The organism is Saccharothrix sp. ALI-22-I (genome assembly GCF_001984175.1).
Lineage (GTDB): Bacteria > Actinomycetota > Actinomycetes > Mycobacteriales > Pseudonocardiaceae > Actinosynnema.
The window spans coordinates 22,716-34,788 of the sequence record NZ_MTQP01000040.1; the positions used below are offsets into that span (position 1 = coordinate 22,716).

Here is a 12,073-nt window from a genome sequence, read left to right on the forward strand (position 1 = left end):
GAAGGAGGCAGTGATGCCCGCTGTCAGCAGCGTGCTCGTCATCGGTGGCGGCGCCGCCGGAACGGCCACCGCCATCCTGCTCGCCGAGCGGGGGGTGGCCGTCGACCTGGTCGAGATCAAGACCGACGCGACGACCACCGGTTCCGGGATCACCTTGCAGGGCAACGCTTTGCGCGTGCTACGGCAGCTCGGTGTATGGGAGGCGGTGCTAGCCGCCGGGTACCCGTTCAACTCGGTCGGCATGCGCACGCCCGATGGCACCCTGCTCTTCGAGATCCCCGACATCCGCACCGGCGGACCCGACCTGCCCGCGACCCTCGGGATGCCCAGGCCCGACCTGGCCCGCGTGCTGCTGGACCGGGCGACCTCCCTCGGCGTGAAGGTCCGCTTCGGCACCACGTGCACGGACCTGGACCAGGACGACACCGGCGTGCGGGTCACGTTCTCCGACGGCTCGCACGGGCGCTACGACCTGGCGGTCGGGGCCGACGGCGTGCGCTCGTGGACGCGGCAGGCGCTCGGCGTCCAACTGGAGACCCGGCCGACGGGCATGGGCATCTGGAGGGTGTTCACCCGCAGACCCGCGTCGATCACCCGGACCGACATGGTCCACGGCGGGCCGTGTCACATCGCGGGCTACTGCCCCACCGGCGAGGACAGCCTCTACGCCTACCTCGTGGAGGACGCGACCGACCGCAGCGCGCTCACGCCCGATGCGCGGCTCGCCATCGTGCGCGGCCTCGCCGCCGGCTACCACGGGCCGTGGGACGAGATCCGCGAGCACCTCACCGATCCGAGCGCGGTCAACTACACCCGGTTCGAGACCCATTTCCTGGACGGCCCGTGGCACCGCGGGCGGGTCGTGCTGATCGGCGACGCCGTGCACGTGTGCCCGCCCACCCTCGCCCAGGGCGCCGCGCAGGCGCTGGAGGACGCGGCCGTGCTGGCCGAGCTGCTGCTCGCCGCGGACCGGCTCGACGAGGCGCTGTGGACGGACTTCACCGCTCGCCGCGCCGCCCGCGCCCGTGCCGTGGTCGACGCCTCGGTGCAGATCGGGCAGTGGCTGCTGGACCGCGAGCGCGGCGACGTGCCCGGCCTCATACGCGACATCTCGACGCTCGTCAGGGACCCCGCGTGACCGCCGTCGACGTGCACGCCCACGCGATCCTGCCCGAGGTGGAGGCGCTGGTGGGCGGCTCTTCGGGCCGTGAGGCGCAGCGCGCGCTCGACCTGCGGCGCAACGGCGCGGAGTCAGAGGCGGTGTCCGGGCGCATGGTCCGCGAGGCGTGGCCGCTGCTCACGGACCTGGAGGCGCGGCTGGCTGCGATGGACGCGGCCGGGATCGATGTGCAGGTGGTGTCGCCGTCCCCGTCGCAGTACCACTACTGGGCCGACCCGGCGACGGCCGGGGAGATCGCCGCGCTGGCGAACCGGGGCATCTCCGCGCTCGTGGCGCGGGCGCCCGAGCGGCTGTCCGGGCTCGGCCTGGTCGCGTTGCAGCACCCGGACCTCGCCGTGCACCAGCTGGAGGACGCCATCGGGCTCGGGCTCGTGGGCGTCGAGATCTCCTCGCACGCCCCCACCGCGACCGGGACCGTCGAGCTGTCCGACCCGCGCCTCGACCCGTTCTGGGCCCGCGCCGAGCAGCTGGGGGCCGTGGTGTTCCTGCACCCGTTCGGCTGCACGCTCGACGAGCGGCTGGACCGGTTCTACCTGGCCAACACCGTCGGGCAGCCGGTCGAGAACGCGGTGGCGCTGTCGCACCTGATCTTCGGCGGGGTGCTGGACCGGTTTCCGGACCTGCGACTCGTCGCCGCGCACGGCGGCGGCTACCTGCCCACGTTCCTCAGCCGCTCCGACCACGCGTGGGAGGTGCGGCCCGAGGCGCGGGGCTGCTCGGGGCGGCCGAGCACCTACCTGACCCGCCTGCACTTCGACTCGCTCGTGCACTCCCCCGAAGCCCTGCGCGCACTGGTCCGGGCGGCCGGGGCGGACCGGGTGCTGCTCGGCTCAGACTTCCCGTTCGACATGGGAGTGCCCGATCCGGTAGCGAGGCTCGCCGCGGCCGGTCTGCCGCCCGCAGAGGAACGAGCGGTGCTCAACGGGAACGCCATCCGGCTGGGACTGGTCCCAGCCACCCTGACAGTCGAGGAGTACGCATGACCGACCGGCTCATCACCCACCTGCGGCACGTCGACCTCGCCGTGCCGGACCTCCGGACGCAGCAGGGCTTCTACACCGGGCTGTGGGGCCTCACCGAGGTCGCCACCGACTCTGGCCTGTCGTTCCTGGCCGCTGAGGGCTCGCCGGAGCAGTACGTGGTCCGGCTGCGCCAGGCCGCCGACAAGCGGATCGACCTGATCGCGTTCGGCGCGGCGACGCCGGCCGACGTGGACACCCTGGCGCTGCGCCTCGGCCAGGACGGCGTCCAGCTCGTGTCCGAACCCGGCGTGCTGCTCACGCCCGGCGGCGGCTACGGCTTCCGGTTCTTCGACAACGAGGGCCGCACGGTCGAGGTGTCGGCCGACGTCGCGCTGCGCGCGCACCGCAAGGTCGAGGAGCGCGAGTCGGTGCCGGTGAGGCTGTCCCACGTCGTGATCAACTCGGCTGACCCCGAGGGCACCGTGGCGTTCTACGAACGGCACCTGGGTTTCGCGCTGTCCGACACCCTCATGCACCCGCGGATGGGCAACATGATGTGGTTCATGCGCTGCAACGCCTGGCACCACAGCTTCGCCGTCGCCCGCGGCCCGCACCCCTCACTGCACCACGCGAGCTTCGAGCTGCGCGGACTCGACGAGTACATGCGCGGCACCGGACGGCTGCTGCGCTCCGGCGTGGAGAAGATCTGGGGTCCCGGCAGGCACAAGGCGGGCAACAACACGTTCTCCTACTTCCTGGACCCGCAGGGCAACACCGTCGAGTACACGACCGAGCTGGAAACACTCGACGAGGACACCTGGCACCCCGGCCTGCACGACTTCAGCGACCCGGAGGTCAGCGACCAGTGGGGCACGGCGAACGCGATGGACGAGTTCGTCGCCGCGAAGTCGTTCAACGACCCGGACAAGGGCCTGTTCGTGGCGCCGCCGGTATGAGTTCCGAGCAGCTCCGGTGGCTCGTCGACCGCGCCCTGATCGGCGACCTGCTCATCGAGTTCGCCCGCAGGCTCGACCTGCGCGGCTGGGACGGCTACTCGGAGCTGTACACAGTGGATGGTGAGCTGGAGCTGCTCGGTCCGACGATCGCGCGCGGTCGGGCCGAGATCAGCGAGTTCGCCGCCAGGAGCCTGGGGCGGTACGAGGCCACGTGGCACCTGAGCGCCGCGCACACCATCGACATCGACGGCGACACCGCGCGCACCCGCTCGTCGCTGTTCGCGGTGCACGTGCTCGGCGACCACGGCCGCAGCCACGCCGACGGCGCGGGCTGGTACGACAACACATCGTGATGGTCCTCGGCCCAGTCCACGCCGCAGAACACCCCGCCCATCCCCACCTCGACAATCCTCGTTCCGACAGTGTTACTCCAGGTCAGAGCCTGTGCAGGGCACGCGCACGATCTAATAGCAGCGCTCTCGGCGCAACATCCCATGAGCCGTTCGTGACCCCAGCGACCCGCACAGTCCTCGGTCACGAAACACGGAGCTCGAAGCTCGCTCTCGACGGACAGGTGAGCCTGCGCGGGCGGCTCGAACCACGACGATCATCACCAGGACGGCCATGCTCGCCGCAGCCACCCTCCACAAGGGACCGGTCGGCGGAACCGAACGACAAGGCACCGCAACGACCCGCGCCAGTCTGTGCGCAGGGCTTCACAGAGCCGTCTCAATAACAGGCGTCCACCGAGCCGTCTGAATCACAGGCATCGACCAGCCGCTCCAGGCCCTCCCGAGCGGCACCGCCAACCGATCCAGCACCTATTAGATCTGAATCAGTGGCCAGGGCGTCCAGAACGACGGGGCGGCCATTCCTTTCGAGCCACCGCGCGGCAGACACCCGATCAGCCACACCCCATCGCCCTGGGCATCCGGGGCACCAACCCCGAACAACATCAACCTTAGGGAACCCGATGCGCTTCGCGACCGTCGAGGAGGACGGCGGCACCCGCTGCGGTGTCGTCGAAGGCGACCGCCTGCACCGGCTGCCGCCCGGCACCACGGTGCTGGACCTGTTGCGCGCCAACGGCCTGCTCGACGCGGGCGCTGCGGCACTCGCGGCGGGCGACACCGTGCCGTTGGCCGGACTGCGCCTGCTGCCGCCGGTGCAGGCGCCGACCGTGCGGGACTTCGTGACGTTCGAGGAGCACGTCGAGGGCATCGCGGGCGAGGTCGTCCCCGAGTGGTACCAGGCCCCGACGTTCTACTTCACCAATCCGCACTCCCTGGTCGGCGCGCACGACGACGTCGCCGTGCCGCCGGGGTGCGCGCTGCTCGACTTCGAACTGGAGGTCGCGGCGGTGATCGGCGCCGCGGGCTCGGACCTGACACCCGAGCAGGCCCGGTCGCACATCGCGGGCTACACGATCTTGAACGACTGGTCCGCGCGCGACCTGCAACGCCGGGAGATGAAGGTGCTGCTCGGCCCGGCAAAGGGCAAGGACTTCGCGTCCACCCTGGGCCCCGTGCTGGTCACCGCAGACGAACTGGAGCCGCACCGCGACGCCGACGGCTTCCTGGCGCTGTCGATGGCGGTGGCCGTCAACGGCGTCGAGGTCGGCCGCGACCTGCTGTCCAACATGGGCTGGTCGTTCGAGGAACTCGTCTCCTACGCCTCGCGCGGCACGTCCGTGCGTCCCGGCGACGTGCTGGGCTCCGGGACGTGCGGGAACGGCGGCTGCCTCGCCGAGCTGTGGGGCCGGGGAGCCGCCCAGAACCCGCTGGTGCCCGGTGACGTCGTGACGATGACCGTGGAGGGCATCGGCACGATCGAGAACCGTGTGGTAGCGGGGCACGACGCCGCCCCCGTCACGCCCGCCAGGGTCCGCACGCGGGCGCGATCGTGACCCTCGCGGGTCGCGTCGTCGTCGTCACGGGAGCGGGCCGCGGCCAGGGAGCGGCGCAGGCGCGGGCGCTCGCCGAAGCGGGCGCGATCGTGTGGGCGCTCGACGTCGAAGGCCCGTGCCACCACCTGGACGTGACCGACGCGGGCGCGTGGGCCGACCTGGCCGCGGAACTGGCGGCGACGCACGGACACGTGCACGGCCTGGTCAACAACGCGGGCATCACCTGGCGGGCGCGCCTGGCCGACCTGGCGCCCGCGGACCTGCACCGCGTGCTCGACGTCAACCTGGTCGGTCCGCTGCTCGGCATCCAGCACCTCGCCCCGCTGATGGGCGCGGGCGCCTCGATCGTCAACGTCGGCTCGGTCGCCGCCCTCACCGGCCACTACCCGCTGGCCTACACGACCAGCAAGTGGGCCCTGCGCGGCCTGACGAAGGCCGCGTGCCTGGAACTCGGCCCGCGCGGCATCCGGGTCAACGCCGTGCACCCCGGCTACATCGAGACGCCGATGACCGGGTCCGCGAGCCCCGCGTTCCGCGCCGCGAACATCGCCGAGACTCCCTTGGGCCGCATCGGAACGGTCGACGAGGTCGCGCCGCTGGTGGTGTTCCTGTTGGGCGACGGCGCGTCGTTCATCAGCGGCGCCGAGATCGCCGTGGACGGCGGGATGACCGCCCACGGCGGGGTCAAGTCCATCTCGGACGCGGTCGCCCGGTGACCAAGGCAAGATCGCGCTGAGCAGCGGCGCCGTGTTCTACGCCAACGCCGGCGCCACCCGCCTGTCTTTCATCTCCGCGCTGGGGCCTGCGGAGTGGTCGTTCATGCTGCGCCACGAACCGGATGTCGTCCACCTCGCCGTCGGCACGCCTGGCCGCGGAGAGCGCGGCGCACGGCGTGCGGGCGATCGGACCTGTTCGCCGCCGACCACCCCGATACGACGGATCGCCCGGCACGTCCGTTGGTCCGCGTCGGCGAGGCGGCTGGTCCGCCGTGCTCCCCGGCGCCGAACACCGAGGTCGGCGCCGGGGCCTTCGTCAGGCCTGGGGCGCTTCGGCGTCCAGCGCCTCGTCGTTCCCCCGCAACGCCAGGAACGTGACCACGGCCATCACCGCCGCCGCGACACCCAGCACCCCGATCGAGGCTTGGAGTCCACCGGTGAGCGCCGCCACCGCGGCGATCAGCAGCGGGCACAGGAACTGCCCGATGAACAGCGACCCGGTCCAGATACCAGTGCCGCGGCCGCGCTGACCGAAGTCGAGCCGGTTCATCGCCCACGTCAGCAGCGTCGGCAGCAGCATGCCCGTGCCCAGCCCGGTGAGCACCGCCCCGACCGCAACGACGGGCAGCGACCCGGCCACCGCGACCAGACCCATTCCCGCAGCCGTCAGCACGAACTCGACCGGTAGCAGCACCCGCGGCCCACGCCCGGCCGTCCGTCCGAAGAGGACCGCGCCCGCCGCCGTGGCCAACGACATGCCCGCCGACACCGCACCGATGGTCCCCGGATCGCCGATGCCAAGCCCGGTCAGCACGAACGACAGTTCCACGATCAGCGTGTAGAACCAGACACCGCCGAGGAACGACACGGCGCACGGCCCGGCCAGCACGCGCCACGGCAGCGGCTCCAACCTCCGGCGCACGCCTGCGGGACGCGCGGGCTGCCACAGCAGGAACGCCATCGGCACGACGATCACCAGGGCCACCGCGTACAGCCAGAACGGGGTCCGCCACCCCGAAGCGCCCAGCAGTCCGCCGACGGCGAAGAACACTGTCGCGGCCACCGCCGCCACCAGCGTCTGCAACCCGAGGTAGCGACTGCGCCGGGCGCCGGACCAGTAGTCGCCGATCAGCGTCGTGCAGCAGGTCATGATCGCCGCCTCGCACAGCCCGACCCCCACCCGCGTCGCGACGATCGCGCCGAGCGAGTCCAGGTACAGCGGCGCCGTGCCCAGCACCGCGTAGAGCACCATGCCGACCAGCAGCAGCCGCTTGCGGTCGACCGCGTCCACAACGAGCCCGGCGAACGGCGCGGCCAGGCCGATCATCAGCGCAGGCACGGTGAGGGCCACGGGCACCAGCAGGTCGACGCCGGGTGTGTCCGCGAACTCCGCAGTCATCTGCGGCAGGACCGGCGCGATCAGCACCGACCCGAGGACGGCCATGCAGCTGCCCGCCAGCAGCAGCACGAGTTGGGTCACGCCTGCCTGCCGCGTCCTTGGCGCCTCCGCTACGACGACAGCGGTGTCGTTCTTCATCATGGCGATCCTCACCTGGGGTCCTGTGCCGGTCGTCACAATTCGAACAGCCACCGACCCGTCCAGGAACGCAATCCTCCCTATACCGGGCATCACCGCCGTCGATGCGAGACCTCGGCGACGTGCACGACGATCCCGACTCCTCGGAGGCGGTCGAGTTCGGCGACCGGGGCGCGGTTTTCGGTGACGAGGTGCGCGACGCGGTCCGGCGCGACGGTCCGCACCACCGTGTCGACGCCGATCCCTAACGTGCTAGTGCTGCGTTCCTCAAAGGTGGTAGATAAACCGGCGTCGTAACTTCCTCGGTTTGGGTGCCGGGCGGCCCCGGAACCTGTGGGGTGTCAGAAGTCGGCCACACCATCTGACCTGCGCTTCAGGCTGCCGCGGGTTCATACTCGTTGATCAGGCCGCCGAGGACTGGTCGGCGACGTGTCGACGTGCAGCGCGGCTCTGCGATCGGCCGGTCTGGTCGTGGTGGTGTGAGTTGTAGAGCTTGGTGGGGTCGGCGGTGGTTGTAGTGGGCTGCGTAGCGGTTCAGGACCGCTCGCAGGTGGTGTTCGTTGAGGATGAGCAGTCGGTCGGTGGCTTCGCGTCGGATGGTGCCGACGAAGCGTTCGGCGTAGCAGTTGGCTCGTGGGCACCGTGGTGGGATCTTCACGACCTGGATGCCCGCGCCGGAGAAGACCGCGTCGAACAGGGCGGTGAACCGCCCGGCCCGGTCGCGGATGAGGAACCGGAAGTCGTCTGCCCGGTCGCCGAGGTCCATCAGTAGGTTGCGGGCTTGTTGCGTGGTCCAGGGGCCGTCCGGATTCGTGGTGGTGCCGAGGTGACGGCGCTCTTTGAAAGTGGATCTGGCGCTGATTGCGTGATCAACTTGATGCCCCCGTGTGACTGCAAGCGATACCTGTCACTTGCCAGGGACAACTGTCACCACTGGGCCTTCGCTGTTGTCGATGTCCGCGGGAGTTGGTCGGCCAGGGCGGAGTCGGCGGAGCGGACCAGGATCGGGTCGCCGGCCAGGTGGGTGAGGAAAGCGGCGGCCATCTGGGAGCGACCTGCGTTGGGGACGCAGACGAACAGCACGGACGGTGCAGCGGACGCGTTCGTGGATCAGGGCCTGCATAGGCCCACGATCGTCCGAAGAGCGCCGCTGGCAAGGCTGCCTAACGGGGCAACGTGCTGCCAGAGGGGGCGTACTGGCCACCCAGCAGGTAGCGCACCGCCGTTTCCCCCATGTCGAAGACGAACCGCTGGTCGTCAACCGGAACAGGTGTGGCAAACGCGGGGCCATATGCGACCCGGATCATCGAGGCGGCGAAGAGGGTGTCGAAGCAGGACCGGATCGCGGCTTCCGGGGCGTCGTGCGTGATCGTGCCCGCTAGGGCGCGCAGGACCTTCGCGAATCTCTCCCCCAGTTCCCGGCTGTAACGGGAGCCGCGCCGCCGGACCTCGGGGTGCGCGGCCGAGGTGAGGACGATGGCCCGGAGGAACCGTGTGTGACGCAGCGAGATGCCGACCATCTCCGCTACGGCAGAGCGCACGAGCTCGGCCGGCTCCAGTCCGGCCCAGCGGTCCACGTCGGCGAAGACCGCGTGCTCGGCGCGCAGGCGCGCGATGCCGTGCTCGTAGACCGCCAGGAAGAGGGCGTCCTTCGTGCTCGTACGGGCGTAGATGGCAGGAGGGGCGACCCCCGCCCGATCGCACACGGCCGCGATCGTGAACGCCTCGTAGCCGCCGTCCTCCAGGAGCATCACCCCTGCGTCGAGCACCCGGTTCCAGGCCTCGCGGCTGCGGCGCTGTTTCGGCGGCCGGACCTCAAAGTCATCGGTGGCGATGTCTGCCACGCCCATCCTCCATCGTTACCGGCTCGAGGCTTGACAAAACTGTAACGGTCGCTAGCGTTCCACGCTAACAGTAGCGCTCGCTACTGTTTTAACCTCACGAGGTGCCGTATGTCCTCCACCCCAACCCCACCCGGCCGGGTTGCCGTTCTCGGCGCCGGGCCCGCCGGCATGGCCGCCGCCCTCGGCATCGCGAAGGCCGGCCACGAGGTCGTCGTCTACGAGCGCTACCGGGAGGCCCGCCCGGCTGGCAACATCCTCAACCTCTGGCCCCCGCCGCTGAAGGCGCTGCATTGCCTGGGGGTTGACACCGACGACCTCGGCGCCCCCACCGATACCGAGTTCCGCAATCTCCGCGGTAAGGTCCGCGCGCACGTCAAGCTCGACGCGCAGGTCAAGCGGGCCTACGGCGGCGGCTTCATCGGCCTGCTGCGCCCAGAGCTGTATGAGCGGATGCTCGCCGCCGTCCCCCAGAACGTCCTGCGATTCAACCAACGCGTCGAGCGCATCGAACAGGACGACCGAGCGGTGACCCTGTACTTCGCCGACGGCAGCACCGCCGAGCACGACCTGCTGGTCGGCGCCGACGGCATCGACTCGCTGGTCCGCCGCACGCTGTGGGGCGACGCTCCCAAGCGGGAACACCGGCTGCATGTCTTCGGCGGCTTCACCTTCACCGACGTTCCCGGCACCCAGCCGAATATGTCGGTCCTCACCCACAGCGCGACGGTCCAGGGCAGTTGGACCTCGATCCGGCACAAGGGCCGCGACGGCCACCAATGGTGGATGCTCACCGCTACCGACCCCGACGCCCCCGCGCCGGTCGACCTCAGAGCCGCCGCCGCTGCGCTCGCTGCCGAATTCCCCGCCCCGCTTCCCGGGTTGATCGACGCGACCGACCCCGCGAACGTGCAGCGCTGGGTGCTGCGCGACCGCCCGCGGCTGAAGCAGTGGAGCAAGGGGCGGGTCACCCTCGTCGGCGATGCCGCCCACCCAACCTCGCCATACGCCGCCTATGGCGCCGGCATGTCGATCGAGGACGGCTACTTCCTCGGCACGGTCCTGCGCGGTGTCGACCTCACAGACCTGGCGGTCGTCCGCGCCGCACTGCAGGCGTATGAGGACCCTCGCAAGCCGCATACCGCCCGCCAGGTCCAGCAAGCCTGGATGCTCGGCAAGATCTTCCACCACACCCCGGCTCTGCTACGGCCGCTTCGCGACCTGGTGTTCGACCACACCCCCTTCCTGCAGATGGTCGCCGGCGACACCAACCCCAAGGAGATCAACAAGCAACTGTCCCTCATAACGGACTGAGCGCGCTGGGCACCGGCGAGTGCCCGCGCCGGAGCAGTGTCATCAGTACGACCAAGCCACCGGCGATCAGAGCGCCCGGTCGCCGACCGGCAACGCCAGCCCCGCCGGACACCACGCGCCCTGAACCCTTTGGAGCGTAAGAAGTTCCTGCGCGCCGCCGAGCGCCGCGCGTCCACGCGCAACACCGCTGCCGTCACAGTCGGAGCGCCGTCGATAAATCGATGCGCAACACCGACGTCACCCGATCTTGTGACAACTCCTGTCTGCACCAGGTTCATGTGTGACAAATACGACATGTACAAGAAGTCGCCGTGCTTGCTCTTGGCCAGCCTGGGCCGGAAGGTGTGCCCCAGGAACGTGAACTGCTCGTGCTCATGCGAGCCCGCGCGTTTGACGTCCTTGCAGTACACCAGCCGGGTCTTGACCGGGTGCAGCTCCAGCCCACACTCGGCCAGCCGGGCAGAGCTCCTGGCCCGGACCAGCTCCGCCTGGGCTTTGCTGCGGCAGTGCACCACCACGTCATCGCAGTACCGTTCGAACGGGACTCTCGGATAGTTCCGGGCCATCCACATGTCGAACGCGTAATGCATGAAGAGGTTGGCCAGCAAGGGCGAGATCGACGAGCCCTGCGGGCTGCCCCGATCCCGGCTCACCAACGTTCCGTCCGCGCGTTGGACCGGCGCCACCAGCCACCGGCGCACATACAACAACACCCACGGAAGGCTGGTGTGACGCTCGATCGCACGCATCAACAGACCATGGTCGATGGTGTCGAAGAACGCCCGGATGTCCATATCGACCACCCAATCGTTCTCCCAGCACCGTTTCCGGGCCACAGCCACCGCGTCATGCGCCGACCGGCCCGGCCGATACCCGAAGGAATCCGTGTGGAACAGCGGCTCCACCACAGGTTCCAACACCATGCACGCCACAGTCTGCGCAATCCGGTCGGCCACGGTGGGCACCCCGAGCGTCCTGACTTCGTTTGACTTGCCAGGCTTGGGGATCTCCACCGCGCGCACCGGCGGCGGGAAGTAACTGCCTGACGACAACCGGTTCCACAGCTTGAAGAGGTTGCCTTTCAGGTCCGCCTCGAACTGCTGGATCGACTCGCCGTCGACTCCCGCCGCCCCCTTGTTCGCCGCGACCTTCTGATACGCCTCCCACACCAACTTCTTGGGAATATCAAACGGTTTCGACCTTGTCTCACTCACCGGCTCCTCCCACTACCGTGGTTGACCCGCGACCGAGACCGGATGGCCCGTCCCCTTCGCTCCACCCCGATTACCGGGGCTTCATCACTACTACGGGACGGTCCGCCCCTGTGACCTGGACCGGTACTCTGCCTCTCACGGTTTCCGCCGCTTGAGGAACTCCCTCCACCCCACCCAACCTCAGGCGAGGATTCCTGTGGGGTGCCAGAACTCTGCACTGGGACGCTGACCTGCGGCGATCCTGCACGCTTGGCCTTCAGGGCATGATCGCGAGGTGTGGCGTTACGACTGCTGTACCTGATCTTCATCCGACTCGGTGGCCGGCTGATGCTCCTCGGTCGGTCCTCCGCGGCCAAGGACGTCGAACTGCCGGTGCTACGACACGAGGTCGCCGTGCTGCGCCGGACCACTCCTCGCCCGCGGCTGGAGTGGGCCGATCGCGCGGTG

12 protein-coding genes and 1 pseudogene are annotated in these 12,073 nt (G+C 69.9%); 8 read left to right on the plus strand and 5 right to left on the minus strand.

Going from position 1 to position 12,073, the window contains the following annotated elements; translation table 11 throughout:
* The first annotated feature begins 13 nt into the window (after nucleotides 1–13).
* The 6 genes from ALI22I_RS05150 (at nucleotide 14) to ALI22I_RS05175 (ending at nucleotide 5,720) form a co-directional block, all read left to right on the plus strand.
* Entirely contained in the window at nucleotides 14–1,138 is a 1,125-nt protein-coding gene (locus ALI22I_RS05150) for an FAD-dependent monooxygenase (protein ID WP_077004385.1), read from the plus strand.
* Nucleotides 1,135–2,163: an amidohydrolase family protein gene (locus ALI22I_RS05155; RefSeq protein WP_077004386.1), complete on the plus strand. Its 1,029-nt coding sequence runs from the start codon at nucleotides 1,135–1,137 to the stop codon at nucleotides 2,161–2,163. Before ALI22I_RS05150 ends, ALI22I_RS05155 begins: the two co-directional genes overlap by 4 nt.
* Complete coding sequence (locus ALI22I_RS05160; protein WP_077004387.1) at nucleotides 2,160–3,098, plus strand: VOC family protein; 939 nt, start codon at nucleotides 2,160–2,162, stop codon at nucleotides 3,096–3,098. Before ALI22I_RS05155 ends, ALI22I_RS05160 begins: the two co-directional genes overlap by 4 nt.
* Nucleotides 3,095–3,451, plus strand: a complete 357-nt coding sequence (locus ALI22I_RS05165) for a nuclear transport factor 2 family protein (protein ID WP_077004388.1) — start codon at nucleotides 3,095–3,097, stop codon at nucleotides 3,449–3,451. The genes ALI22I_RS05160 and ALI22I_RS05165 overlap by 4 nt, the downstream gene beginning before the upstream one ends.
* A gap of 620 nt (nucleotides 3,452–4,071) precedes the next feature.
* Complete coding sequence (locus ALI22I_RS05170) at nucleotides 4,072–5,004, plus strand: fumarylacetoacetate hydrolase family protein (RefSeq protein WP_077004389.1); 933 nt, start codon at nucleotides 4,072–4,074, stop codon at nucleotides 5,002–5,004.
* Nucleotides 5,001–5,720 carry an SDR family NAD(P)-dependent oxidoreductase gene (locus tag ALI22I_RS05175; RefSeq protein ID WP_202970692.1) on the plus strand — a complete coding sequence of 240 codons (720 nt, stop codon included), beginning with the start codon at nucleotides 5,001–5,003 and terminating at the stop codon, nucleotides 5,718–5,720. The genes ALI22I_RS05170 and ALI22I_RS05175 overlap by 4 nt, the downstream gene beginning before the upstream one ends.
* A 316-nt stretch (nucleotides 5,721–6,036) precedes the next feature.
* Here the strand turns inward: ALI22I_RS05175 and ALI22I_RS05180 are convergent, their stop codons facing one another.
* Nucleotides 6,037–7,272: an MFS transporter gene (locus ALI22I_RS05180; protein ID WP_238598115.1), complete on the minus strand. Its 1,236-nt coding sequence runs from the start codon at nucleotides 7,270–7,272 to the stop codon at nucleotides 6,037–6,039.
* Between the two features lie 89 nt (nucleotides 7,273–7,361).
* On the opposite strand from ALI22I_RS05180, the gene ALI22I_RS50425 reads away from it, so the two are divergent.
* The gene (locus ALI22I_RS50425) at nucleotides 7,362–7,505 is read left to right on the plus strand and encodes a hypothetical protein (RefSeq protein ID WP_179118101.1); all 144 of its coding nucleotides are present in this window, start codon (nucleotides 7,362–7,364) and stop codon (nucleotides 7,503–7,505) included.
* A 125-nt stretch (nucleotides 7,506–7,630) separates the two neighbouring features.
* On the opposite strand, the gene ALI22I_RS05185 is transcribed toward ALI22I_RS50425, so the two are convergent.
* The 3 genes from ALI22I_RS05185 to ALI22I_RS05195 form a co-directional block, all read right to left on the minus strand.
* Nucleotides 7,631–8,023 carry a transposase gene (locus ALI22I_RS05185; protein ID WP_238598116.1) on the minus strand — a complete coding sequence of 131 codons (393 nt, stop codon included), beginning with the start codon at nucleotides 8,021–8,023 and terminating at the stop codon, nucleotides 7,631–7,633.
* 161 nt (nucleotides 8,024–8,184) lie between these two features.
* Nucleotides 8,185–8,340, minus strand: coding sequence for an arsenate reductase/protein-tyrosine-phosphatase family protein (locus ALI22I_RS05190; protein ID WP_202970694.1), 156 nt, complete (start codon nucleotides 8,338–8,340; stop codon nucleotides 8,185–8,187).
* A gap of 80 nt (nucleotides 8,341–8,420) precedes the next feature.
* Entirely contained in the window at nucleotides 8,421–9,101 is a 681-nt protein-coding gene (locus tag ALI22I_RS05195) for a TetR/AcrR family transcriptional regulator (protein ID WP_238598117.1), read from the minus strand.
* A 108-nt stretch (nucleotides 9,102–9,209) separates the two neighbouring features.
* Here ALI22I_RS05195 and ALI22I_RS05200 point away from each other — a divergent pair, with 108 nt between their 5' ends.
* On the plus strand, nucleotides 9,210–10,412 hold the full coding sequence (locus ALI22I_RS05200) for an FAD-dependent oxidoreductase (RefSeq protein ID WP_077004394.1): 1,203 nt from the start codon (nucleotides 9,210–9,212) through the stop codon (nucleotides 10,410–10,412).
* 305 nt (nucleotides 10,413–10,717) lie between these two features.
* Here the strand turns inward: ALI22I_RS05200 and ltrA are convergent.
* Nucleotides 10,718–11,626, minus strand: a pseudogene (gene ltrA, locus ALI22I_RS47350) (group II intron reverse transcriptase/maturase); the annotation flags it as partial.
* Nucleotides 11,627–12,073 lie beyond the last annotated feature (447 nt).

Bases quoted from the DNA above. Each gene is read 5' to 3' on its own strand.
- ALI22I_RS05150 (WP_077004385.1), top strand. From the start codon at position 14: ATGCCCGCTGTCAGCAGCGTGCTCGTCATCGGTGGCGGCGCCGCCGGA.
- ALI22I_RS05160 (WP_077004387.1), top strand. From the start codon at position 2,160: ATGACCGACCGGCTCATCACCCACCTGCGGCACGTCGACCTCGCCGTG.
- ALI22I_RS05165 (WP_077004388.1), top strand. From the start codon at position 3,095: ATGAGTTCCGAGCAGCTCCGGTGGCTCGTCGACCGCGCCCTGATCGGC.
- ALI22I_RS05170 (WP_077004389.1), top strand. From the start codon at position 4,072: ATGCGCTTCGCGACCGTCGAGGAGGACGGCGGCACCCGCTGCGGTGTC.
- ALI22I_RS50425 (WP_179118101.1), top strand. From the start codon at position 7,362: ATGCGAGACCTCGGCGACGTGCACGACGATCCCGACTCCTCGGAGGCG.
- ALI22I_RS05185 (WP_238598116.1), bottom strand. From the start codon at position 8,023: ATGGACCTCGGCGACCGGGCAGACGACTTCCGGTTCCTCATCCGCGAC.
- ALI22I_RS05200 (WP_077004394.1), top strand. From the start codon at position 9,210: ATGTCCTCCACCCCAACCCCACCCGGCCGGGTTGCCGTTCTCGGCGCC.